This window comes from Corallococcus exercitus (assembly GCF_042231735.1).
Lineage (GTDB): Bacteria > Myxococcota > Myxococcia > Myxococcales > Myxococcaceae > Corallococcus > Corallococcus exercitus_B.
Genome location: NZ_CP102577.1, coordinates 3,813,626 through 3,838,398 on the forward strand (window position 1 = coordinate 3,813,626; position 24,773 = coordinate 3,838,398).

General features: G+C 72.1%; 18 protein-coding genes. 13 read left to right on the forward strand and 5 right to left on the reverse strand.

What is annotated here, in order from left to right; genetic code table 11:
- The first annotated feature begins 8 nt into the window (after positions 1-8).
- The 11 genes from NR792_RS14730 to NR792_RS14780 all read left to right on the forward strand — a co-directional run bounded on the left by NR792_RS14730 (position 9) and on the right by NR792_RS14780 (position 15,472).
- Positions 9-1,940, forward strand: a complete 1,932-nt coding sequence (locus NR792_RS14730) for a type IIA DNA topoisomerase subunit B (protein ID WP_375760668.1) — start codon at positions 9-11, stop codon at positions 1,938-1,940.
- A 97-nt stretch (positions 1,941-2,037) separates the two neighbouring features.
- The gene (locus tag NR792_RS14735) at positions 2,038-3,498 is read left to right on the forward strand and encodes a PEGA domain-containing protein (RefSeq protein ID WP_375760669.1); all 1,461 of its coding nucleotides are present in this window, start codon (positions 2,038-2,040) and stop codon (positions 3,496-3,498) included.
- A 28-nt stretch (positions 3,499-3,526) separates the two neighbouring features.
- Positions 3,527-4,735: a PEGA domain-containing protein gene (locus NR792_RS14740; protein ID WP_375760670.1), complete on the forward strand. Its 1,209-nt coding sequence runs from the start codon at positions 3,527-3,529 to the stop codon at positions 4,733-4,735.
- A 48-nt stretch (positions 4,736-4,783) separates the two neighbouring features.
- A complete protein-coding gene (gene sppA / locus NR792_RS14745) occupies positions 4,784-7,267 on the forward strand; it encodes a signal peptide peptidase SppA (protein ID WP_375760671.1) in 2,484 nt (827 codons plus the stop codon).
- A 278-nt stretch (positions 7,268-7,545) separates the two neighbouring features.
- Positions 7,546-9,150, forward strand: a complete 1,605-nt coding sequence (gene rho, locus NR792_RS14750) for a transcription termination factor Rho (RefSeq protein ID WP_375760672.1) — start codon at positions 7,546-7,548, stop codon at positions 9,148-9,150.
- 59 nt (positions 9,151-9,209) lie between these two features.
- Positions 9,210-9,476, forward strand: coding sequence for a hypothetical protein (locus tag NR792_RS14755; protein ID WP_014398393.1), 267 nt, complete (start codon positions 9,210-9,212; stop codon positions 9,474-9,476).
- A gap of 4 nt (positions 9,477-9,480) precedes the next feature.
- Positions 9,481-11,367, forward strand: a complete 1,887-nt coding sequence (locus NR792_RS14760; RefSeq protein WP_375760673.1) for a DUF4129 domain-containing protein — start codon at positions 9,481-9,483, stop codon at positions 11,365-11,367.
- Entirely contained in the window at positions 11,360-12,637 is a 1,278-nt protein-coding gene (locus NR792_RS14765; RefSeq protein WP_375760674.1) for a DUF4350 domain-containing protein, read from the forward strand. The genes NR792_RS14760 and NR792_RS14765 overlap by 8 nt, the downstream gene beginning before the upstream one ends.
- Positions 12,634-13,635 (forward strand): AAA family ATPase, encoded by a 1,002-nt coding sequence (locus tag NR792_RS14770; protein WP_375760675.1) that lies wholly within the window; start codon positions 12,634-12,636, stop codon positions 13,633-13,635. Before NR792_RS14765 ends, NR792_RS14770 begins: the two co-directional genes overlap by 4 nt.
- Complete coding sequence (locus NR792_RS14775) at positions 13,632-14,939, forward strand: DUF58 domain-containing protein (RefSeq protein WP_375760676.1); 1,308 nt, start codon at positions 13,632-13,634, stop codon at positions 14,937-14,939. The genes NR792_RS14770 and NR792_RS14775 overlap by 4 nt, the downstream gene beginning before the upstream one ends.
- Before the next feature lie 8 nt (positions 14,940-14,947).
- Entirely contained in the window at positions 14,948-15,472 is a 525-nt protein-coding gene (locus tag NR792_RS14780) for a GNAT family N-acetyltransferase (RefSeq protein WP_375760677.1), read from the forward strand.
- A gap of 4 nt (positions 15,473-15,476) precedes the next feature.
- Here the strand turns inward: NR792_RS14780 and NR792_RS14785 are convergent, their stop codons facing one another.
- The 3 genes from NR792_RS14785 to NR792_RS14795 all read right to left on the reverse strand — a co-directional run bounded on the left by NR792_RS14785 (position 15,477) and on the right by NR792_RS14795 (position 18,606).
- Positions 15,477-15,920 (reverse strand): inorganic diphosphatase, encoded by a 444-nt coding sequence (locus NR792_RS14785; RefSeq protein ID WP_375760678.1) that lies wholly within the window; start codon positions 15,918-15,920, stop codon positions 15,477-15,479.
- Positions 15,917-16,930, reverse strand: coding sequence for a stage II sporulation protein M (locus tag NR792_RS14790; RefSeq protein ID WP_375760679.1), 1,014 nt, complete (start codon positions 16,928-16,930; stop codon positions 15,917-15,919). The genes NR792_RS14785 and NR792_RS14790 overlap by 4 nt, the downstream gene beginning before the upstream one ends.
- A 101-nt stretch (positions 16,931-17,031) precedes the next feature.
- Positions 17,032-18,606 carry a bifunctional metallophosphatase/5'-nucleotidase gene (locus NR792_RS14795; RefSeq protein WP_375760680.1) on the reverse strand — a complete coding sequence of 525 codons (1,575 nt, stop codon included), beginning with the start codon at positions 18,604-18,606 and terminating at the stop codon, positions 17,032-17,034.
- Between the two features lie 51 nt (positions 18,607-18,657).
- On the opposite strand from NR792_RS14795, the gene NR792_RS14800 reads away from it, so the two are divergent.
- Entirely contained in the window at positions 18,658-20,166 is a 1,509-nt protein-coding gene (locus NR792_RS14800) for a hypothetical protein (RefSeq protein ID WP_375760681.1), read from the forward strand.
- Between the two features lies 1 nt (position 20,167).
- Here NR792_RS14800 and NR792_RS14805 read toward each other — a convergent pair whose 3' ends face one another.
- Positions 20,168-23,272, reverse strand: coding sequence for a cyclic nucleotide-binding domain-containing protein (locus tag NR792_RS14805; RefSeq protein WP_375760682.1), 3,105 nt, complete (start codon positions 23,270-23,272; stop codon positions 20,168-20,170).
- Between the two features lie 141 nt (positions 23,273-23,413).
- Between NR792_RS14805 and NR792_RS14810 the strand changes: the two genes are divergently transcribed.
- Complete coding sequence (locus tag NR792_RS14810; protein ID WP_375760683.1) at positions 23,414-24,262, forward strand: RDD family protein; 849 nt, start codon at positions 23,414-23,416, stop codon at positions 24,260-24,262.
- On the opposite strand, the gene NR792_RS14815 is transcribed toward NR792_RS14810, so the two are convergent.
- Positions 24,204-24,722, reverse strand: coding sequence for an outer membrane beta-barrel protein (locus NR792_RS14815; protein ID WP_375760684.1), 519 nt, complete (start codon positions 24,720-24,722; stop codon positions 24,204-24,206). The genes NR792_RS14810 and NR792_RS14815 overlap by 59 nt on opposite strands.
- Positions 24,723-24,773 lie beyond the last annotated feature (51 nt).

The following is a 24,773-nucleotide window of genomic DNA, read 5'->3' on the forward strand; positions in this document are numbered from 1 at the left end:
GGAAGGCCATGGCGACCAAGAAGGAAAGCTACACAGGCGCGGACATCCAGGTCCTGGAAGGCCTGGAGCCGGTGCGCAAGCGCCCGGCCATGTACATCGGTGGCACCGACACCACGGGCTACCACCACCTCCTCTGGGAGATCCTCGACAACTCGGTGGACGAGGTCATCAACGGCTACGCGTCCCTCATCGAGGTCACCCTGCACAAGGGCGCGAAGTCCATCACCGTCGTGGACAACGGGCGCGGCATCCCCGTGGACATGATGCCCAAGCACAAGAAGCCCGCCGTGGAGGTCATCCTCACGACGCTGCACGCGGGCGGCAAGTTCGAGCAGGGCAACTACATCCACTCGGGCGGTCTGCACGGCGTGGGCAGCTCCGTGGTGAACGCGCTCACCAGCAAGCTGCTCATCGAAATCAAGAAGGACGGCAAGCGCCACGTGCAGTCGTACGCGCGCGGCAGGGCCACCAGCCCCCTCAAGGTGGAGGGCCCCGCGCGCGGCACCGGCACGTCCATCACCTTCGAGCCGGACGCCGAAATCTTCGGCGAGAAGCAGAAGTTCGACGCGGCCCTGGTGCGCGAGCGCCTGGAGGCGAAGAGCTACCTGCACAAGGGGATGACGGTCGTCTGGAAGGACGAGACGGCCACGCCCGCCACGACGGAGACGTTCAAGCACGACGGCGGCATCGCGGAATACCTCACCAAGGTCGTGTCGGAGCGCCAGAAGCCCATCGTCCCCGCGGGCAGCACGCCGTTCTACTTCTCGCGCGACAACGAGGTCCGCCTGGAGGTGGCGCTGGCGTGGACGGAGGCCACGGACGAGCACATCCGCTCGTACGTCAACGGCATCCCCACGAACCTGGGCGGCACGCACGAGGCGGGCTTGAGGGCGGCCATCGTCAAGGCGATGCGCAACTACATCGAGACGCACGGCCTGACGCCCAAGGGCGTGTCCCTCACTGCGGAGGACATCCGCGAGGGCATCACCGCCATCCTCTCCGTGTACGTGGTGGAGCCCCAGTTCCAGGGGCAGACGAAGGGCCGCCTCAACAACCCGGAGACGACGGCGCAGGTGGACGGCGCCATCCGCCCGGTGCTGGAGAAGTGGTTCAACGACAACAAGTCCATCGCGGAAGCGCTGCTGGCGCGCATCATCCTGGCCGCCCGCGCGCGTGAAGCCTCCCGCGCGGCCTCCGCCGCCATCAGCCGCAAGTCCGCGGTGAGCCACCGGCTCAACCTCCCCGGGAAGCTGGCGGACTGCTCGTCCACGGACCCCCAGTCCAGCGAGCTGTTCATCGTGGAAGGTGACTCCGCAGGCGGCTCCGCCAAGCAGGGCCGCGACCGGCGCACCCAGGCCATCCTCCCCCTGCGCGGCAAGGTGCTCAACGCGGAGCAGGCGTCCACCGACAAGGTGGCCACCAACAAGGAGCTCCAGGACATCGTCAGCGCGCTGGGCTGCGGCATCGGGTCCGACTTCGACATCACGAAGCTGCGGTACGGCCGCGTCTTCCTGCTGATGGACGCGGACAGCGACGGCCACCACATCGCCACGCTGCTGCTCACGTTCTTCTACCGGCACCTGCGCCCCCTGATTGAGGCGGGCGCGGTGCACATCGCCCAGCCGCCGCTGTACCGGGTGGACATCGGCAAGGAGACGTACTGGGCCCTGGACGAGCCGGACCGCGACCGCATCATCCGCGAGAAGGCCAAGGGCAACGCCAAGCCCAACATCATGCGCTTCAAGGGTCTGGGCGAGATGACCGCCGATGAGCTGAAGACGACCACGCTCGATGCGAAGAACCGCATCAGCCTGCGCGTCACCATCGACAACGCGCTGGAGACCGACCGCATCATCAACGACCTGATGGGCAAGGATGTCTCGGCGCGTTACAAGTTCATCACCGAAATGGCGGGCGAGGTCCAGGAGCTGGACGTCTGAGAAAGCGGGAGTCCCCGCACACCCGGGACGGCGCACTTTCCGTCCCGGGTGGGGCATTGGTCTTCCGCCCCGCCGGTCGGCTAGCATCCGCCGCATCGTGAACACTGCCCGTCTTGCCCTGACTGTCGCGCTCGCCTGTGTGCTGAGCGCTCCCGCCGCCGACGCCGCCACCAAACGGAAGTCCGCCGCGAAGAAGAAGCGCCCCGCCGCCACCAAGAAGGTGCGCGCGCCCGTCCCCGAGGACACCTTCACGCCTCCGGAGGAAGTGGCCCCCGCGTCGGACGCGCCCGTGGCGCCCAAGGCGGCCATCCAGGCCCCGGTCGCCCCGGCCACGCCCGCCGTCCCGAAGATGGCGGAGGTTCCGGCCGCGGTGGTGCGCGCGGCGCCGTCCAACGCGGTCGCCATCTTCGGCGTGGCACGCCAGTCGGCCGCGGCGGACTCCGCGGCGAAGCTGGAGGACACGCTCACCCGGAAGCTGGGCAGCGCGGGCGACATCCAGTTCGTGGACCTGGCCACCGCCTTCCCGCCCCCGGAGCCGCAGGCCAACCCCAAGGCGGACGCCCTCTTCGACGAGGGCCGCGCGGCGTACGACAACCTGGACCCGGACACCGCGGCGGGGAAGTTCAAGGCGGCCGCGGAGGCCTACGTGCAGCGCCCCGGCGACCTGCGCCCGGAGAAGCTGGGTGAGACGTACCTCTTCCAGGGCGCGTCGCAGCTGCTCAACGGCGACGTGGCGGGCGCGAAGGCGGCCTTCACCAACGCGCTGCTGGCGGAGCCGTCGCTGCGCCCGGACGCGGGCCTCTTCGGCCAGGACGTGCAGCGGGTGTTCGCGGAGGCCCAGACGGAGCTGAACGCGCAGCCGCAGGGCACGCTGGCGGTGATGTCCCAGCCGCAGGGCGCGCGCGTGCTGGTGCGCGGCCGCGAGGTGGGCGTGACGCCGCTCGCCGGCGCGAAGCTGGCCCCGGGCCGCTACCCCGTGCAGGTGGTGCTGCCGGGCTACGCCCCGTTCGCGACGTACGCGGAGGTGAAGCCGTCCGCCCCCACGGAGCTGAAGACGAAGCTCGCCTCCGCGCCGGGCCTGTCCGCGCTGCGTGACGCGGCGGCGAAGGCCGGCACGGAAGCCGCCTTCGACGCGGACGGCGTGCCGCCGGAGGTGGGCGCCATCGGCGAGCGGCTCAACGCCCGCTACGTGGTGCTGGCGGCGTCCTTCCAGGACAAGAAGGGCCGGCTGCACGGCGAGGTGCAGGCGTGGGACCTGCGCACGAAGAACCGCCTGCGCGGCGTGGAGGTGGACTTCGGCAAGCGCGACGGCAAGGGCAGCGCGGACGCGGCCGCGGACCAGCTGCACACCTTCCTCGCGGGCTCCGCCCTGCCCCAGAACCGCAAGGAGGAGAAGGAGTCCGTGTCCTCCAGCGACTCCGTGCTGCGCAAGCCCTGGTTCTGGGCGGCGGCGGCGGGCGTGGCGGCCGTGACGGCGGGCGTGGTGTACGTGGCCACGACGGACCGCGGCTCCGGCTTCAACCCGGTGAATGGTCTGCCCGGTGGAATTTCCTTCTAGGCAGGGCGTCAAGCGCACAGGACTCCTCATGAAAGCCCTTCCGCTCGCGCTCGTGCTGCTGCCCGCCCTGGCCCTGGCGTCCTCGCCTCCGCAGGGCCGCGTCTCCGCGCTGCTCATCCCCCTGGACCCGTCGTCCGAGTCCTCCGGGGTGCAGATGGAGAACTACATGAACGACGCGCTCGCCAACTTCGCCGGCTACTCCGTGCGAAAGCCGCGCGACCTGTTCGGCCTGCCGGACGACCCGGCCGCGCAGGCGTCCTTCCAGCGCGCGAAGAAGGGCTACGAGGAGAGCCTCAAGGCCTTCGAGGCGCGCGACTACGAGGACGCGGAGCGCAAGGTGCGCGCCACCCTCAAGGAGCTGGACGGCTCCGTCGCGGCGATGACCTCCTGCTTCCCGCTGTGCGACGCGCTGGCGCTGCACGGCGCCATCCTCCAGCTGCGCGGGGACGTGGAGGAGGCGAAGCTGCTGCTCATCGACTTGATGGCGCTCAACCCCACCTTCGAGCTGAACCCCAAGCGCTTCAGCCGGGACTTCATGAGCCTGCGCGTGCAGGTGGCCACGAGCCGCACCTCGCAGCTGCGCGGCAGCGCCACCTTCAAGTCGCGGCCCGCGGGCGCCCGCGTCTACGTGGACGGCGAGGCGGTGGGCTTCACGCCGGTGACGCTGCCCACGCTGCCGGTGGGCAAGCACCTGGTGCGCATGGAGCGGCCGGGCTTCCGCCAGTTCGGGCAGATCGCCGAGGTGACGCCGGACGACGTGGAGGTCAACACCACGCTGTCGCCGACGGCCACCTACAAGGCCTATGACGCGCAGCTGGACAAGGTGGTGCCGGACGTGTCCCGCCCCAGCGACAAGCCGGCCAACGCCGTCGTCGGGCTGGGCAAGTCGCTGAGCCTGGACCGCGCGATGGTGGGCACCGTGCGCGTCATCCCGGAGCGGGGCACGGAGCTGGCGGTGGGCTACTTCGACGTGAAGAGCGGCAAGCGCCTGGGCTCGCGCAAGCTGGTGCTCCAGGGCGACGAGTACGGACAGCTCAAGTCGGAGATGGAGCGGGTGGTCAACCAGCTCATCAACAGCGAGGGCGAGCAGGTCATCAAGAAGCGCGACCCCCTGGACAACCGCAGCGGCGCGGAGGACTGGGGCTCGGAGGACCGGGGTGGCAACTCCCGACAGTCCGTCAAGAAGCACTCCGGGGATGATCCGTTGGATAGCGTGTCGGGTACCGAGGACTGGTAGCACGCGGCGCTTGTCCCGGGACGGCTCGCCTCTAGAGTCCCGGGCCGTATGCGCCACCTGCCGCTGCTCGCCCTCCTCCCCAGCCTCGCGCTTGCCCAGACGGGCGTTGTCGACCGCGCCCCCGCCCCGCCCCGGGGTGTCACGCTGCCGCCCACCAACGCGGCGCTGATTGACGAGGCGCCCGCCCTGTCCCTCAACCCCGCCGGCCTGGGCTTCCAGGACGCGGGGCAGCTCTTCTACCTCCACGAGCGCAACCTCGAATCCGACTCCGTCGGCGACGCGGTCTTCCTGGGCACGCGCATCCTGGGCCTGGGCGCCGGCTTCTCCCTGGAGTGGATCCGCGGCGAGAACGCGCCGGACTACCGCAAGACGTCCTTCGGTTTGTCGCTGGGGCCTCGCACGCTGCAGCTGGGCGCGGCCCTGCACGACTTCAGCTCGGATGACCGCCGCATCGGCGGGCTGACCAGCTGGGACGTGGGCCTCACCGCGCGCCCCTTCCGCGCCCTGTCGCTGGCCGCGGTGGCCAAGGACCTGAACGCCCCGGAGCAGGACGGCCTCAAGCTGCCGCGCCGCTACAACTTCGGCGTGGGCGTGCGCCCGCTGGACGAGCGCTACACGCTGGGCGTGGACTGGCTCTTCGCGGAAGGGGGCTTCCGGGAGGGACAGGCCACGTACACGCTCCAGGCGGAGGTGGTGCCCGGCGTGCGGCTGGGCGGCGGCCTGTCCCACGGCTTCGTCAGCGGCATCCCGCTGGCGCTCCAGTTCGCGGCCACGGTGGACCTGGGCCACGCGGGCCTGACGTACGCGGCGGGCGGCGCGGGGGACGGGCTGGACCACGTGCTGCAGCTTCGCCTGTCGTCGGAGCGCTACCGCTCCGTGCACGGCGGCGGCGGCGTGGTGGCGCTCCTGGACCTGGACGACATGCTGGCCGGCGGCGTGAGCCCCGCGCTGGCGCTGCTGGGCGTGAGCGAGGTGGACCCGTACCTGCGCCTGATGAAGTTCCTGGACCTGGCCACGCGCGACGAGCGGCTCAAGGGCGTGGTGCTGAAGATGGAGGGCCTGCCCGGCGTGGGCTGGGGCACGGCGGAGGAGCTGCGCCAGTCGCTGCTCAAGCTGCGCGACGCGGGCAAGAAGGTCGTGGTGGTGATGCTGTCCGGGGATGACCGCAGCTACCTCGTGGCGTCCGCGGCGGACAGCGTCTACGCACTGACGGAGGCGTCGCTGCCCATCAACGGCCTGGCCGCCTCGGTGACGTCGCTGGGCGGCACCATGGAGAAGCTGGGCGTGCACTGGGACGTGGCGCGCGTGGGTGAGTACAAGACGGCGATGGAGCAGTTCACCCGCTCCGACATGAGCCCCGCGGAGCGCGAGACGCTGGACGCATACCTGGACGCCCAGGTGGCGCACTACGAGAAGGCCGTGGAGGCGGGGCGCAAGCTGCCCCCGGAGAAGCTGCGCGCCGCGTGGGCCCAGGGCATCCTGTCCTCCAAGCGGGCGCAGGCGGCGGGCCTGCTGGACGGCGTGGTGTCCGCGACGGAGCTGGACGCGCGCGTGGCGGAGTGGTTCCCCGGGCTGCGCTTCCATCCGGCGTACTCGCCTCGCGACGAGCGCGAGGGCCGCTGGGGCCTGCGCCGCCGCATCGCGGTGGTGCCGGTGCTGGGCGACATCACCGGGGGCCGCAGCCGCGAGGATCCGCTGGGCTTCGCACAGCTGGCGGGCGCGGAGACGGTGGTGCGCGCGCTGCAGGAGGCGCAGGACGACCCGTCCGTGGTGGCCATCGTCCTGCGCGTGGACTCCGGCGGCGGCGACGTGCTGGCGTCGGACCTGATGTACCGCGCGGTGCTGGAGGCGAAGAAGCACAAGCCCGTCGTCGCCTCCATGGGCGACGCGGCGGCGTCCGGCGGCTACTACGCGGCGGTGGCCGCGGACGAGGTGCTGGCGGAGCCCACCACGCTCACGGGCAGCATCGGCGTCTTCTACCCGAAGCCCGCGCTGGAGGGCCTGGGCATGAAGCTGGGGGTGAACCAGGAGACGCTCAAGCGCGGCGAGCTGGCGGACCTCCTGGAGTGGTGGAAGCCGTGGACGCCCGAGCAGCAGGCGGCGGTGCAGACCTGGGTGGACGACTCCTACGACACGTTCATCACGGAGGTCGCCCGCAACCGGAAGATGGACAAGGCGAAGGTGGACGCCGTGGCGCGGGGCCGCGTGTGGAGCGGCACGGACGCGCTCGCCCGGGGGCTGGTGGACGGGCTGGGCGGCCTGCCGGAGGCCGTCGCGTCGGCGCGCAAGCGCGCGAAGGTGCCCCCCGCGGAGGAGCTGGACCTGGACGTCATGGGGGACGCGCGCGGCTTCCTCTCCGGCCTGGGCGGAGAGCCCGGCGTGCACGCGCTGGCGGGGGTCCTCCTGCCCGCGCTGCCGGAGCGCCCGCCGGAGGCGCTGTCCGTGCTCGCCCGGGAGGTGGGCCTGGGGTCGCCCGAGCTCCTGCGCCCCGGGCTGAAGGCCATGATGCCGTTCCGCGTGCGCATCCGCTGAAGAGGCGGCGGGAGGCCCCGGGACGTGCCGGCGAGGTCGCCGGGTGGACAGCCCGGGCACACCCGCGGCGAAATTGCGGGCGCCCCATCCGGGCGCTCTGTTAGGGTGGTGAGTGCCTCCCGGCCGGCGCTAGGGCCGTCGGGGGGTTTCAGGAACCGGCGGTTTCGGCCTTCTCGCAGGCCCCGCGTCCGGCTTCCTGTCCCAAAACCTGCTTCCTGACGTCCCCGGCGAGCCCCCTCAAGGCCGCCGCCCTCAAGGGCCGTCACGCGTGGAGCCCCATGAGCGAGAATTCCGACAACCCCGAGACCCGCAACCCGCCGCCCCCGCCCGCGGCCGCCCGTCCCCCTCCGCCCCCCGAGGCGGATGACGACGGCGGAGACGACGAGGGCGACGAGGGCCCCGACGAGGGTGAAGCCTCCGCGGGAGGCGCCGCGCAGAACGGCGCGCCCGGAGGCCCCGCGGGCCAGGGTGGCCGCCGCCGCCGCCGCCGCCGTCGCCGTCGTGGCGCGCAGGTGCACTTCACCCCGGAGGGCCAGGCCTACCGCATGCAGCCGGGCCCGGACGGCCAGCAGGTGCAGGTGTTCCTGACGCCGCAGGAGCTGGAGCAATACAAGCAGCGCCAGGCGCAGCAGCAACAGCAGCAGCCCCAGGGCGGCGGCCAGCCGCAGGGCCAGGAGGCCCGCCCCCAGCAGGACGGCGGTCAGCCGCAGCAGCGCCATGAGCACCCGCGCCATCAGCAGCAGCAGCGCGGCGGCGGACACGCCCAGGGCGGTCAGCAGCAGCAGAACCTGGCGCCCGTGGAGGGCGTGCTGGACACGGAGGCCAAGGGCCCCAACGCCTTCCTGCGTCAGGTGAAGCGGAATCTCCTGGCGTCGCCGGACGACCCGGAGCTGCCGAAGAACCTGGTGCAGAAGCTGCGCCTGCGGCAGGGCCAGTACCTCACCGCGTTCGCGCAGATGCGCGGCCACAAGGGCGTCATCCAGAAGGTGGACACGGTGGACGGCCGCCCGCTGGACGGCGCGCCCCGGCTGCCCCACTTCGCGGACCTCACCTCCGTGGACCCCACCGAGCGGCTGAAGCTGGAGAACGGCCACAAGGAGATGGTCACGCGCGTGCTGGACCTCATCGCGCCCATCGGCAAGGGTCAGCGCGCGCTCATCGTCGCCCCGCCCAAGACGGGCAAGACGATCATGCTCCAGCGCATCGCGCAGGCCATCATCCAGAACCACCCGGAGTGCCACGTCATGGTGGTGCTCATCGACGAGCGCCCGGAAGAAGTGACGGACATGCGCCGGAGCATCAAGGCGGAGGTCATCGCCTCCAGCTCCGACCGGCCCACGGGCGACCACCTCAAGGTCGCGGAGCTCGCGCTGGAGCGCGCCCGCCGGCTGGTGGAGTCCGGCAAGGACGTGGTCATCCTCCTGGACTCCATCACCCGCCTGGCGCGCGCCTACAACAAAGAGGTCGACAGCTCCGGCCGCACCATGACGGGCGGCGTGGACAGCCGCGCCCTGGAGCGCCCCAAGCGCATCTTCGGCGCCGCGCGCGCCACGGAGGAGGCGGGCTCGCTCACCATCATCGGCACGGCGCTCATCGACACCGGCAGCCGCATGGACGAGGTGATTTTCGAGGAGTTCAAGGGCACGGGTAACTCCGAGGTCACCCTGGACCGCCTCCTCGCGGAGAAGCGCGTCTTCCCGGCCATCAACATCGCCCAGTCCGGCACGCGCAAGGAGGAGAAGCTCTTCACCCTGCGCGAGTACGAGAAGGTGAAGAAGCTGCGGCAGATGCTCTTCTCCGTGAAGCCGGTGGAGGCCATGGAGGCGCTCGTCAAACGGCTCGGCCGCTACACCTACAACGACGAGTTCTTCGACGAGTTGTAGGCCCCGGTCCGCCCGCGCGGGGGTGGTGTGGCGAGCCCTGGATTGCGTAAGGTGAGCGCATGATTCAGGGCTCGGGCCGCTGCCACTACCACCCGGACCGCGCGGGCCTGGGCGTCTGCGTGGAGTGCCGTCGCGTCATCTGCCGCGAGTGCACCACGCAGTTCGAGGGCATCAACCGCTGCGCCAGCTGCCTCGACACGCGCCGCAAGGCGCTGGAGGGGCCGCCGCCCCGGCGCGAGTGGAGCGTGGCGCACGTGGTGCTGGCGCTCGTGGGCGTCGTGCTCGTCTGGGGCGGCGTGCTCCTGGCCGCGCACGCGGTGGGCTAGCGCGATGGCCGTCTCCGCATTGGAACTGCGCCCCCGGGGTCCGGTGGCCTTGATGGACGCGGCGCTGCGGCTGTGCGCGCGCGACACGGGCGTGTGGGCGCTCACGCTGCCCGGTGGCGCGGCGGTGGTGGCCGCGCTGCTGCACCTGCTGGACGCCGTGGACCACGGCCGCTCCCCCACCCTGCCCGCGCTGTACGTCACGCTCGCGTGGTTCCTCCGGGGCGTGGGCCAGGGCGCGGCGTGCCACTACGTGCAGGAGGTGCTGCTGGGCGCGAAGGCGGAGCCGTCCGTGCGGCAGTCGTTGCGCGCGGCGCTGGCGCGGCTGCCCAGCCTGTTCATCGCCGTGGCGTACCTGGCGTTCTTCAACGTGCTGACGCTGACGTTCTCGCTGGGCATCGCGACGATGCTGCTCTCCGCGCAGGGCGTGGGCTACGCGGCGACGATGCAGGGCCGGGGCAGCCCGCTGAAACTCTACGCCGTGGGCTCGCGGCTCCTGGGCCCGTCGCGAGGGACGGCGACCGCGGTGCGCTGGCTGATGGGCATCCAGGTGCTGGGGGTCTTCAACCTGCACGTGGGGCTCAACTTCCTGCTGTACCTCGGGCGGCAGCTCGTGGGCATCGACCTGACGTTCGCGGAGCGCTTCGCGTCATTGGACAACCCGCCGTGGCTCGTGTTCCTCGCGGCGACGACGTTCGCCCTCTTCGAGCCCCTGCGCGCGGCGACCGCCACGCTGCTGCTGGTGGACGGACGCGTGCGGCAGGAGGGCCTGGACCTGCTGGCCGCCGTGCAGCAGCTGCCAGCGCGGAGCACGAAGCCCGGTGCGCTGGCGTCGAAGGGCGTCGCCGCCGCGCTGCTCCTCGCCACGGGCCTGCTCCTCGCGGTGCCCGCTCCGGCGCAAGCGGCTCCCGAAGCCGCGCCCGTGGACCGCAAGGCCGTGCGCGCCCGGCTGGTGAAGGTCGCGACGGAGTGCGAGCTGCCCGAGCAGGTGGAGGGCCCGGCGCTCCGGGACTTCGATGCGCTGGACGCGCGCGAAACGGCCAAGCTCGAGCGCTTCGTGCGCCGCCTGGAGCAGCAGGCCTTCGACGACGAGGACTGCGACAGCGCGGCGGTGACGTTGGAGGAAGGGCTCGCGCAGGTGACGGCCACGGCCGAGGCCCAGGCGCGCGCCGACGCCCGGGCGGCGACGGACCGGGCGCGGTCCATCCTCGCGCGGCCGGAGTTCCAGGAGCGTCAGGAGAAGGCCCCGTCCGAACCCAAGGAGGAGGAGGTCCCTCCGGAGGCGGGCTGGTGGCGCCGCTTCATCGACAAGCTGGGCGCGTGGCTGAAGGACTTCTTCAAGCGCCAGGACACCCAGCCCCGGTCGCGTGAGACGGCCCTGCCCCTGAGCGGCGGAGCGGCGGCCGACATCCTCGTCGTCATCCTGATCGCGCTGACGCTGGCGGTGCTGGGGGTGGTGCTCGTCAGCGTCCTGCGGCGCAAGCGCGGGGACTCAGGTCCCGCGCTGGACGTGCGCACCGTGGACGCCGCGGCGCTCGCGGACCACCCGGACCACGCGCTGTCCCGTCCTCCGGAAGGCTGGGCGCACCTGGCCGACGCGCTGGCCGCGAAGGGCGAGTACCGCGAGGCGGTGCGCAACCTCTACCTCGCGCTCCTGTCGCGCCTGCACCGCGACGGCGCCATCCACTACGACGAGACGCTCTCCAATTGGGACTACCTGCGCGCGTTCCGGGGCCGCCCCGAGGTGAAGGCCCCGTTCCGCGAGCTGACGCGCCGCTTCGACTTCGCGTGGTACGGCAACGTGCCCGTGGGCGCCGACGGCTACACCGAGTTCCGCGCCCTCACCGCCCCGCTGCTCGCCGCGCCGCCCGTGCAGGAGGCCGCCGGTGCGTGACCGTTTCCCGCTGCTCGTGCTGGGGAGCCTGCTGCTCGCGGGTGTGCTGGGGACGTTCCTGGTGCGCGGCGCCCAGCGCGGCGGCTTCGCGGATCCGCTGTCCACCTTCCGCGCGGAACCGGACGGCGCGCGCGCGCTGTACCTGCTCGCGCAGGAGAGCGGCCTGCCGGTGACGCGCAACATGGCGGACCTGCGCCTGCTCTCCGGCAAGGAGGCGCTGGTGCTGCTCGCCGTGGAGGTCCAGGACTCGCACGAGGAGGATCCGGACCAGACGCGGCTCGCCTCGGATCCGGACGCGGGCGTCGATGACGAGGAGGCGCCGCACCAGGGCTTCAACGCGCTGCGGGCGCAGCAACTGGACGACGACGAGGTCGAGCGCGTGCTGGCCCATGTCCGCGCGGGTGCCTCGCTCGTGTACGTGCCCTGGGGCTCGCGCGAGAACACGCTCCTGGATGAGCTGGGCGTGAAGCTGGACAAGGCGGACGTGACGCTGCCCATGCGCACGCTGGTGCCTCCGCTGCCCACGCCGTACACGCTGGGCGTCGAGCGCGTGGAGGCGAAGGTCCAGGCCTACCTCCGGCTTCCGGAAGGCGCGGTCACCGTGCTGGAGGATGAGCGCCTGGGCTTCCCCGTGGCGGCGGTGATTCCCGCGGGCGCGGGGCGGGTGCTGGTGGTGGGCGCCCCCGAGCTCGCGATGAACCCGGCGCTCGCGCGCGCGGACAACGCGCAGTTCTGGCTGAGCGCGCTGGGCGCCCTGGGCCCCGGCCCCTTCGCCTTCGACGAGTTCCACCACGGCTTCACCAACGAGCGCTCCGTCGTGGACTTCGCGCGCCGCTACGGCCTGCACTTCGCCGTCGCCCAGCTGCTCCTGGGCATCGTACTGTGGGCGGGCGCGCTGAAGCGCTTCGGCCGTCCCCTTCCCCCGCCTGAGTCCATGCGTGTGGGCGCCACGGACGCCCTCTTCGCCATGAGCCGCCTGTACCGCGAGGGCCAGCACCACGCCTTCGCCGCGGGCCTCATCTCGCGCGGCCTCACGCAGCAGCTGGCGCCGCTCGCGGGCCTGCCCTCGCACTCCACCGTCGACGCCGTCGCGGAAGGGCTGCGGTCGCGCGGACGCCAGGACCTGGCCGAAGGGCTGCTCGACGTGAATCGCCAATCCGCCGCCGTCCAGAAGGACGCCGACCTCCAGGCCCTCGCCACCTCCGCCGCGCACCTGCGCGAGCGCATCCACCCCGCCGGCACCGGCCGGCCTCGACCCGGAACCCCATGAACGCCCCGCCCTTCTCCCCTCCTCCCTTCCCGGACAGCGGCAACGCCGTGCGGTCCGCGAACGCCATCCGCGAGAGCGTCCTCGCGGAGGTGCGCAAGGCCGTGGTCGGGCAGGACGAGCCGCTGGAGCTGATGCTCTGCGGGCTCGTGGCCGGCGGACACATCCTCCTGGAGGGCGTGCCCGGCGTGGCCAAGACGCTGATGGCCAAGGCGCTGTCGCGCAGCGTGGGCGCGGACTTCAAGCGCATCCAGTTCACGCCGGACCTGATGCCCGCGGACATCCTGGGCACCAGCGTCTTCGACCTGAAGTCGCAGGCCTTCGTGCTCGCGCGAGGCCCCATCTTCACGGACCTGCTGCTCGCGGATGAGATCAACCGCGCCCCGGCGAAGACGCAGTCCGCGCTGCTGGAGGCGATGCAGGAGCGCGCCGTGTCGCTGGAGGGCAAGAACCTCCAGCTGTCGCCCATGTTCACGGTGTTCGCCACGCAGAACCCGGTGGAGTCCGAGGGCACGTACCCGCTCCCCGAGGCGCAGCTGGACCGCTTCCTCCTGAAGATCGACGTGGGCTACCCCGCGCCGGAGGAGGAGGACGCCATCCTCGACTCCGTGCACCGGGGCTTCGACGCGGGCGACCTGGCGCGCGCGGGCGTGAACGCGGCGGTGACGAAGGACGGCCTGCTCCAGGCGCGCGCGGCGCTCAGCGCGGTGAACGTGGAGCAGCCGGTGCTCGGTTACATCCGCAAGCTGGTGGCGGCAACGCGAAGCTCGCCCAACATCCGGCTGGGCGCGGGACCGCGCGCGGGCGTGCACCTGCTGCTCGCGTCCAAGGCGCTGGCGGCGCTGCGGGGCCGCGACTTCGTGACCCCGGACGACGTGCGCTTCCTCGTGGGCCCGGTGCTGCGCCACCGGCTGCTCCTGTCGCCGGACGCGGAGCTGGACGGGGCCACGCCCGCGGACGTGCTGCGCGAGGTGGTCCAGGGTGTCGAGGTCCCCCGGTGATTCCCTCCGAGCGCCTGTGGGGGCTGCTCGCCCTGCTCGCGCTGCCCATGGCGCTGGCGGGCTTCTTCCCGGGCCTGGGCGGCGCGGTGCTGGCGCTGGACGCGCTGGCCGTGGCCCTGGCCGCGTTCGACTTCCTCCAGGCCCGCCGCGTGCGGCTGGAGGTGGAGCGCACGCTGCCGGAGCGCCTCAACGTCGGCGTGGCGAATCGCGTCGAGCTGCGGCTGGTGCACCGGGGAGGCGGCACGGTGGAGGTGCGCGTGAAGGACGACGCGCCCCCGTCCTTCGCCACGGAGCCCTCGGAGGCCACGCTGCGCCTCACGCCGGACAGCCAGACGCGGTGGGTGTACCGGGCCACGCCCGCGAAGCGCGGCAAGTTCAGCTTCGGCGCCGTGCACGTGCGCGTGCGGGGCCCGCTGGGGCTCGTGTCTCACGAGCGCGCCTTCCCCGCCGAGCGCTCGGTGTCGGTGTACCCGGACCTGCGAGGCGCGCGGAGGATGTTGCTCTCCGGCGCGGCGCTGGACCTGGTGAACCTGGGCCTGCGGCAGCTGCGGCGCGACGGCCAGGGCAGCGAGTTCGCGCGCCTGCGCGACTATGCCCAGGGCGACAGCGTGCGTGACGTGGACTGGAAGGCCACCGCGCGCCGGGGCCGGCCGGTGACGCGCGTGCTGGAGTCGGAGCGCTCCCAGGCGCTGCTCATCTGCGTGGACGCGGGGCGCTCCATGGCGGCGCAGGTGGACGGCCTCACCAAGCTGGACCACGCGGTGAACGCGGCGCTGTTCCTCGCCTTCGTGGCCATCCGCAACGGGGACCGCGTGGGGCTGGCCCTCTTCGCGGACGGCGTGAAGGCCTACCTGCCGCCCGCCGCGGGCCGCGGCCAGTACCGCAAGCTGGTGGACACGCTCTACTCCGCGACGCCCAGCCTCACGTACGTGGACTACCTGGCGCTCTTCAAGGAGCTGAACGTCCGCCTCAACCGGCGCAGCCTGCTGTGCGTCTTCACGGACTTCCTCGACGAGGAGCAGGCCAACACGCTGGTGGCCCCGCTGCACCGCCTCGCGCGCCGCCACGTCCCGCTGTGCCTGTCCGTGAAGGACACGGCGCTCCAGAAGCTGCTGCGCACGCCGCCGCCGGGGCCGGAAGATGCCTTCCAGCACGCGGTGGCGTCGGAGCTGCTTGCGGACCGCGAGGTGCTCAAGGCCCGCGTGAGCCGGGGCGGCGTGCAGATGCTGGACGTGGCGCCGGACGAGCTGAGCCTCGCGGCGGTGAACCGGTACCTCGACATCAAGGCGCGCGGCGTCCTCTAGGAGGCAGCATGGCCCGGGCGGTATTCCAGACGGCGGACCTCACGGCGGACCCCGTGGACGACAGCGAGTCGCACGTCCTGCAGCCGCTGCTGGAGCGCTGCGAGGACTATTACCAGCTCGCCGAAGGCCGCCCCGCCCTTCCGGATCAGGCCCGGAACCTCCTCAACGAACGGCCTCCGGGGCTCGCCCCCGGCCAGGGCCACCTGTTCGCGCTTCGCGACGCGCAGGGAGGCCTCGTGGGGGTGCTGGAGGCCCTGCGCGACTACCCGGCCCGGGGCGAGTGGTACATCGGCCTCCTGCTCCTCGCGCCGGAGGCCCGCGGCCAGGGCCGGGGCGAGGCCGTGCTGCGTGCCTATGAGGCCCACGTCCGCGCGAACGGCGGCCGGCTGATTCGGGTGGCGGTGCTGGAGCACAACCCGGCCGGACGCCGCTTCTGGGAGCGCATGGGCTTCCAACCGGAGCAATGGGTGGGGCCCATCCAGCAGGGGCTCCGGCAGCATCAGGTCCTGAAGATGACCCGGGCCCTGGGCTGAAGCGTCAGGCCTCGGGCCCCTCGCGCAGCCAGCCCACGAAGCGCGTGTCGGGCACGGCGCCGCGCACGCGGTGCAGGCCCCGCTTGAACAGGGCGTAGACGCGGAAGAAGCGCTCCAGGCCCGCGCGCTCGGCGGGCGTCATCGGGTGTGTCCCGCACACCACCTTCGGGTCGCCCTTCCCCGCGTCGATGAAGCCCAGCACGGCCACCACCGGCACGCGCACGCGCTGCCCCTGCGCCAGACGAGGCCCCAGCACCACCGCGTCCAGCGGGTCTCCGTCATCCGACAGCAGCCCCGGAATGGAGCCGTAGTTGTACGGGCACGGCAGCGGCGACACGAAGTCCACGGAGCCGTCCGCGCGCCGCTTCACCAGGGAGAAGCGCGGGCACTCAATCAGCACCTCCGGCTCGCGCGGCAGCGGAGGCACGGACAGGTCCGGCCCGCTCATCCCGCCAGCTCCGCCGTCGCCCGCGCCCGCTCCCGGCGGCCACGCAGCCAGTCCGACAGCAGGTACGCGTAGACGCCCGTCCCCACCGTCAGCGCGAAGGTGACCTTGAAGGCAACCGACAGCTTCGGCGGGTGGATCTGCGACACGGAGCCCTCGATGAAGCCCGCGAGCACGAACAGCACCAGCGTGCCGAACAGCAGCTTCACCGCCGTCACCGCCTCCTTGCGCAGCGCCTGCCCGCGCGACAGTCCGCCCGGCGCCACCATGCCCCGCGCGATGACGAGCCCCGCCGCGCCCGCGATGCAGATGGCCGTGATCTCCGGGATGCCGTGCGGGAGGATCCACGCCCAGAACCACCCGGCCATCCCCTTCGCCGCGTACACCTGCGCGAGCGCCCCCAGGAACAGGCCGTTGACGAACAGCATCACCGCCGTGCCCAGCCCCAGCGTGATGCCCAGCGCGAACGCCAGGAAGGCCACCTGGATGTTGTGCGTGAAGAGGAACGTGGAGAACTGCGCCTGCTCCTCCACGGACATGCCCTTGCCCGCGGCCTCGTCGGCGGCGCGCTTCACGGGGTCCAGGCTCAGGTGCTGCTCGGGCACCAGGTAGTGCGCCGCGTCCGGATCCACCACCATGCCCACGTAGCCGAAGCCCGCGCCCGCCAGGAACAGCAGCACCGACGCCACGTACATCCGCCACTCGTGGTGCAGGAGCGCCGGGAAGCCGCGCGCGACGAAGGCCCACACGTCCGCGAACCGGGGCCGGCGGCCCGGGTACGTCAGCGCGTACGCGCGGCCCACCAGGTCGTTGAGGTACGCGCTCACGTCCGCGGAGCCGCTGCGCGCGCGCACCCACAAGAGGTCGCTGGAGACGGCGCGGTACAGCTTCCCCAGCGAGCGGGCCTCGTCCAGGCTCAGCTTGCGCAGCCCCCCACCCTCGGACTTGTCCAGCAGCGACTCCAGCTGCTGCCAGCGCGGCCGCCGCGTCTCGATGAACTCCGCCATCTCCATGGGGCCACTCTAGCCGAGCGCGGGAAACGACGAGGCGCCGGCCGCCCTCCCCGTTTCGAGGGAGGGCATCCGGCGCCCCGGTGCGTCAGGAACGCGAAGCGCTACTTGATGAGCTTCTCGAGCGGCTTCGCCTCGGTGGAGGCCTGGGCCTCGGTCCACTCGACGACGGGCGTCTGCCACGCCATGCCCGTCTCCGCCGGGTCGGCGTCCAGCTTCTCGAAGTCGAAGCCGTCACCGCCGAAGTACAGGTACTCCACGGTGGCGACCGTGTACTCCTTCTTCGGATCCAGCGCCTTGCCCTGGGCGTCCTTGAACTTGCCCTTGCCCGCCGGGGTGAAGCCGGCCACGAGCGCGTCCGGGTTCGCCAGCTGCTTCGCCAGGTCCTCGCCCTTGAGCTTCACGGTGAGCAGCGAGTTCTCGAACGGCAGCGCCGAGTACACGCTGCCCAGCGTCACGTCACCCTGGGACAGGCCGCCCCGGATGCCGCCCTTGTTGAGGATGGCCGCGTCGGTGTTGAGCTGCGCGCGCACCGCGCCCGCCACCCACTTCGCCATCAGCGGCGAGGCCTGCGGGATGCCCGCCTTGGTGAAGCCGATCTTCCGGCCCAGCGCCTGGTCCACCTTCGACTGCCACTCCGCGATGCGCTTCGCCGTCTCCGCGTCCGGCGTGCCACCGGCAACCTGGACGACCTTCGTGTCCACGCCGGTCACCTTCTGGCCCGCGGGCTTCGCCGGGTCGAACTTGAACTGCGCGCGCAGGTACGACTCGAAGCCGCGGCCCAGCGACGCGTAGGTGGTGTCACCTTCCGTCTTCACGCCGGGAGCGTCCGTGCCGCAGCGGCCGCCGGCCACCAGCGACACCTTCCAGTCCGCGTGCTTCGCCAGCACCGGCTGCAGGTCCGTGGGGCACTGGTCCGCGACGATGACGACCACGTCCGCGCCCGCCTTGCGCGCCTCGGGCACCGCGGTGTTGAGCGCGTCCTCGTTGGGCGTGACCTCCAGCCCCTCCGCGCGGCCGGACATCGCCGTGCGCACCGTCTTCTGCGACGTGAGGCCCACCACCGCAATCTTCAGGCCCCGGCGCTCGTACACCTGGAACGCGGGCATGGACAGGTCCTTGGCCAGCGACGCGTCCGTCACCTTCAGGTTCGCCGCCAGGAAGGGGAAGCCCCCGGCCGCGCGGTTCTTCAGGAAGGAATCCTTGGCGTACGACAGCTCGTGGTTGCCCAGCGCGGAGGCCGCATAGCCCATGTGCCCCATCACCTCGGCCGTCGGAGCGCCCAGGAAGAAGGAGGAGATGGCCGGGCCCGTCCACAGGTCGCCCGTCGCCAGGGCGAGCGTGCCGGCATCCGGACAGGTCGCCTGGCCATCCTTCAGCGGACCGGCACAGTGCTTTTCATCGGTCACCCAGCGGCCCATCAGCTCCGCGGCGCCGCCCTTGCCCTCGATGGGCAGGAGCTGGCCGCGGGCGCTGCCGGTGACGAGCACCGTCACCTCCGGGGGAGCCGTGGGCTTCGCGGGCGCCGCCGCCTCCGGCGGGGGCGTGGCCGGGGCCGGCGGGGGAGTCTTCTCACAACCCGCGAGGGCTCCCAGGGCGAGGACCAGCGCGCCGGACGACAGCCGGAGCTGGCGGGTAGGACGACGGAAGGGACGCAGCAAGAGGAGGTTCGGGTTCACGGCCGGGCCTTTAGCACATCCCCGACGTGGTAGCGTGACCCAATGACGGGCATGAAAGGCAAGGATTTCAAGCCTTTACAGGAGGAGAAGGACGTCGGGACTCCCAGTGGACGGGGAGACTCGTGGGGCCGGAACTTCGCCTCCGAGCTGTGGGGCGAGGTCCGGGGCGGCGCCGAGCACTTCCAGTCCACGAAGGGCCAGCTGCCCCAGGGCCGCATCCGCCAGTTCTTCTACGGCGTGGCCCTGCCCTTCCACATCGCCCGCGTCACCCTCGCGAGCCCCGCGGTCCGCGCCACCTACGTGAAGGTGACCGCGCTCCAGACCGCGTTCCTGCTGGCCATCGCCGCGGGCTGGGCGTTCAACCAGTTCAATGGCCACGAGCAGGAGGCGCAGGAAGAACAGGAGGAGCAGCAGGCGCCGCGGAAGGAGACGCCCGAGGAGCGGGCGGCGCGCGAGCAATTGAAGGCCCGCATCGAGCAGCGGGCGATGGAGCTGGAGGCCGCGAAGAACAAGGGCGATCCGACCGCCATGAAGCAGGCGCTCGGCGCGCTCATCGAAGAGACCGTCAATGCCGTGAAGGCCGGCGACCTCTCGCGGGAGGAAGCCGCGGCTGTCGCCGAGGACGCAGCGGATGAGGCCACCGCCGCGGACAGGGAGGCAAAGGAGGCGAAGCAAGCGCCAGCGGAGGCCGACGAAAACGCGAGCGGCGCCGAGGACGCGGAGGACTCCCTCGGCGAGGAGATCTCCGCCATCATCCGGGCGGAGGTGGGGCAGACCCTCCGGGACCTCCCGGAGGCGAACAAGCAGGGGCCGCGCATCCAGCGGGAGCCCCAGAAGGAGGGGCTCAACGTCGACGTGCCCCAGGTGCGCGACGGCACCTTCTTCCTGGGCAGCTGGGAGTTCTGGGCGCTGTTCTTCGGCGCGCTGAGCGCGGTGCAGTGGATCGTCGTCGCGCTGTCCCGCGACTACCACACGGTCATCTCCCGCGAGGCCAGCCTCGCCACCGGCGTGCCACCCGAGGACCCCGAAATCCTCCCGAGCGTGCGCCTCAACGTCCCCTGGATGCGCGCCAAGCTCCAGCGCCGCTGGAGGGCCTTCCTGCTGTTCGTGTCGGGGTTCCCCGCGCTGGTGCTGCTGTGCATCCCCCTGTTCTGGTTTCCGAAGTCGTTCACCATTCTCAGCAGCCTCTGGGGCTTCTGGTGGCTGCTCGTCTTCACCGCCGCCAAGAGCGACCGCGCCTGGATGGCCCCCGTCACGCGGCCACCCTGGTTCGTGCGCGCCTGGAGCCTGCTGCCGGTCCATGGAGGCTTGCGCTGGATGATGACGGGCCTCGCGCGGCGCTCGGAAGCCGTGGCCGCGCCCATCGCCACCGTGGAGCGTCAGCCATGGGTCTTCGCGGGGCTCGCGTTCACGCGCTTCGTGGGCAGCATCCCACCGTTGCGCTGCTTCACGCGGCCGTTCATCCCGGTGGCGTCGGCGCACCTCATCGGCCTGGACCCGCTGCAGCCGCCCGCGCGCAAGAGCACCGGGTCGCCGCCTCCGCACGGCGCGGGGGACTGACTCAGGCGTCGGAGGGGGCGTTGCCTTCGGGAGGCAGCCCGCCAATGCCCTCCAGCGGCGCCGCGGGCTGCTGGGGGGCGCCCAGTTCCAGCCGCTGGCCCTCCTCGCGGCGCGCGGGCAGGTCGATGACGCTCTGGAGCTGCTGGCTCACGGAGCGGAAGAAGCCCGTGAGCAGCTCCGGCCGGTCCGCCAGCAGGTCCAGGAAGTCGCGCCGGTCGATGACGAGCACGCGCGAGTCCACCGCGGCCACCATGTCCGTGGGGCGGGGCGCGCCATCCAGCAGGCTCACCTCGCCAATGGCCTCCTTCGCCTGGAAGCGCAGCACGTGCTCGCCGTTGCGGAACGCGTCCACCGCGCCCTCGACGATGACGTAGAGCGCGTCGCCCGGGTCGCCCTGGCTGTAGAGCCGCTCGCCCGTCTTGTAGGAGGCCTCGCGCGCCACCTCCGCGATGGCGGCGATGTCGTCCACGTCGCTCTGCGAGAAGACGCTCACGCCCTCCAGGGCGAACATCCGTTGGACGATGGTATCGCTCATGTCACCCTCCTGCGGGAGCACGTCCAGGCCGTTCACCCGCGCCACGTGGCGGGCGCACGCGCGCAGCACCAGGTCCTCACTCTGCACGAGGTTCGCGAGCCGCCGCCACAGCCGGCCCGGCGCTCCGGGCGGAAGCTCCCGGTGGTGGGCCTCCACCTGCTCCATCACCAGCTCGCGCTCCTCCGGCGCCACCAGGTTCTCCAGCAGCTCCAGCGCGTAGGCCCGCCGGCGCGAGTCCTTGCCCACCAGGTGCTGGTGGATGCGGCGCATGGCCTGCGGCGGGTGCAGGAGCCCCAGGAGGAAGAACGACAGCTCCAGCGCCTGATCCAACCGGTCGCCCACCGCGCGGGTGAGCAGCGACTGGGGCCCCAGCGCCGCCTGCACGTCGCGGAAGGCCCCCACCAGCTGGCGGTACGTGTCACGGCGGCGGCCCAGCGCCTCGTGGATGCGGTCCACGTCCACCGGGTGGTCCGGCTGCTCCTCGCGCAGGCGCGACAGCTGCGCGCCGATGCGGAAGTGCAGGGCCGCGTCGTCGCGCACGTTGGAGAACAAGAGCGCGTTGAGCGCCGCGGACGAACCGATGCCGCGCAGCACGCGAGGCAGCTGCATCCGCATGGCCAGGGGCGCGGCCTTGTTGTTGAGCTGCAGCTCCAGGAGCGGCGTCACCGTGTCGCCCAGCTGCACCAGCGACTCACGCGCGGCCGGACGCTCCTCGCGCCAGGTGAGGAAGGGCAGGAGGCGCGGCGCCAGCTCCACGTAGCCGCCCTCCCCCACCGCCACCAGCGCCACGCGCCGCACGGAGATGTCCATGTCCTCCAGGTAGAGCGACAGCTGCCCCGCGAACCGGGGGTCCTTCAGCCGGCCCAGGAGCCGCGCCACCTCGCGCCGCTCGGCCACCGGCGCGTGGTCGCCCTTCGCCAGCAATTCGCGCAGCGACTCCAGCGCCGCGGAGTTGCCCTGGGTGCGCATCAGCGCGCCAATGGCCGCGCAGCGCAGGCCCACGTCGGAGCTGGTGAGCAGGGGCGGCAAGAGCCGCTCCGCGCGCTCCGGGGACAGCCGCGCCAGGGCCCACACGGCCTGGTCGCGAGGGCGCCGGGGGCCCTCCTCCACCAGCCGCTCCAGCATGGGCGCCAATTCCCGCGCATCCATGGACAGGGCCAGCGTCACGCCGCGCTCCTGCACGCGCTCGTGGGGGTGGCTCAAGAGCGCGGCCAGGTGCTGCCGCAGGGGCGCGGCCTCCGCCTGCTCCAGCATGTCCACCGCGCGCAGCACGCGCTCCGGCGTGGGCGCGCCCAGCGCCTCCACCAGCAGCTTCTGCTCCTCGCCGTCCAGCTCGACTTCTTCCTCTTCGTGCGCGCCCACCTGCTCGCCCAGCGCGGTGAGGTACGCGGGCTTGAGGCGCACGAGCAGCAGGCCCAGCGCGGCGCACAGCCCCACCACCGCCACCGCCATGGTGATGCCATTGGCGCCCCGGCCCGCGCCGATGAGCAGCAGGCCCGCCAGCACCACGCCGCCCTTGCGCAGCAGGCCGTCCACCGCGCTTCGCAGCCCCTCGCGCTGCTCGTCCGGCACCGCCGCGTAGAGCAGCTGGATGCCCACCGGCAGGATGGAGTAGCTCACCGCCGTCTCCACCAGCCGCAGCAGGTGCACCGGCCACAGCTGCCCGGTGGCCAGCGTGGCGCCCGCCAGCGGCGCGAGCACCATCGGCACCACCGCCAGGTACATGAGCAGGCCCATGCGCTTGAGCAGCCGCTGCGCCACGAGCAGCTGGAAGGCCACGCAGAACAGGCCGATCCACAGCTGCAGCGAGCCGAAGAGCGCCGCCAGCCCGTCCTCGCTGAGCGTGCCCTCCACGCGCAGGCGGAAGAGGTAGTCCACGAAGGACGACAGCACCGCGAACGCGATGCCCAGCGCCGCCAGCACCTGCGCGTACGGGCTCTCCCCCAGGTAGCTCCACGCCGGGAACCACGCCTGCAGCGAGCGCGGGCGCGTGGGCGGCGCCGGCTCCGCCTTGTGCAGGTGGTGGAAGATGGCGCCCGCGGCCAGCAGGCTCACCGCGCCGCTCACCACCACCACGGGCGTGCCCATCCGCACCGCCAGCGCCTGCACCAGCAGGCCGCCCGCGATGCCGCCGCCCATGCCGAAGCCGTTGAGCACCGTGAACGCCCGGCGCGCCTCGCGCGCGTCGAACGCGGACGCCATGCGGCCCCAGAAGCGGAACGACACGAACGTGCTGAAGCAGTCCGCGAAGAGGTACAGCGCCAGCGCCGGCATGCGCTGCCCCGCGGACAGCGCCGCCGCCAGCCCCAGCGCCAGCACCCCGCCCACCCCGGTGAGGATGCCCGGCGACTCGGTGGGCCCGTCCGGGCGGCCGCGCGGCAGCAGCGTCAGCGACGCCGTCATCAGCGCACCCAGGAGGTAGAGGTACGGCAGCGCCTGGGACTCGAAGCGCGACAACACCAGCGCGTTCGCGGACGTCTTGAGCTGCGTCACCCCGGCGATGAGCGCGAACTGGAAGGCACCCGCCGGCAGGACGCGGCGGTTCCAGGATGAGGTTTCGGAAGAGGCCACGGGCGCGGGAATGCGGACAGGATAACGTGGGAGCCCGCTAATCACGAATACCACTCTTCAAGCCCCGCCCGCATCTGCCCCCCGGCCGGGGCTGGCCGCCCGCCTGCTCCCCGCGGTCCGTGTGGCGTACACTCCGGCGCCGTGACGCACACCCCCGACACCCTGCTCGACGGCACCCACACGGTGCTGACCCCGGAGTACGTGGAGTTCCGCTTCACGCTGGCGGGCGTGTACTCGCGCTTCCTCGCGTGGCTGCTGGACGCGCTCATCGTCGGCGTTGCCACGATGGGGGTGCTGCTGGTGTTCCAGGTGGCGATGGCCGCCTTCCCGGGGTTCGCCAGCGCGCTGGGCATCGTCGTCTACTTCCTGGTGGACTGGGGCTACGGCATCACGCTGGAGACCGCGTGGGCGGGCCAGACGGTGGGCAAGCGCGTGATGTCCCTGCGGGTCATCCAGGAGAGCGGCGTGCGCATCGGCTTCTACCACGCGGCCCTGCGCAACCTGGCGCGCGTGGTGGACCGGCTGCCGCTGCTCTACCTCGTGGGCGGCTCGGTGGCGCTCGTGTCGCGCTCGCACCAGCGGCTGGGAGACCTGCTCGCCGGCACCATCGTCGTGCGCGAGCGGCGCCTCAAGGTGCCCTCCGCCATCGAGACCCGGGGCGAGGAGGGCCTGCTGGCGGATCCGCTGTTCGTCTCGCGCGTGAAGCGGCTGTCCACCGAGGAGCGGGAGTTGGTGCTGTCCGCCGCCCTGCGCCGCGAGGAGCTGCGGCTGGAGGCCCGGCTCACGCTGTTCTCCGCGCTGGGCGCCCGGCTCCAGGACTCGCTCGCCATGGAGAAGCCCGCCCACCTCTCGGACGAGAAGTGGACGCTGCTCGTCGCCGCCGCCCTGCTGCCCGCCCCGGGAGCACGCCCGGGGCGTCCCGCGTCCGGACCTAGAAGTACGTCGCCAGGCCCACGGAGCCCGTCAACGACGTCTGCGTATCCTCGTTGAGCGCGATGTAGAAGTTGTACTGCGCGCGCACGCCCAGGCTCACCGAGTCGCTGAGGAAGAAGTCCACGCCCGCGTTGGGCCCGATGCCCACGAAGTTGCTGATGCTCTCCTTGAAGACGATGAGGTAGCTCACGTCCGTGCCGACGTACGGGCGGATGGTCTCCTCCAGCAGCAGGTAGCGGATGCCCAGGGACGGCGCCAGGCCCACCACGCGCTTCTCCGGCGTGGAGAACGTGTCCGTGGGGAACATCAGCTTCGACAGCGAGACGACCTCGAAGCCGTTCTCGATGTAGAGGCTGCCCTCCAAGCCGATGAACGGCGTCCCCGCGAGGCCCGCGGTGCGCTTGAAGTCCATGTAGCCCAGCGACAGGCCCAGACTCCGGTTGGAGAACTGCGCGTGAGCAGGAGCCGCGCCCAGCAGGGCCGCGAGCAAGCCAAAGGCACAAAGGTAGGTACGCATGGCGGCGCACTCTACAGCCGGCCTAACCCCTGGAAAACAGCGCTGATTCAG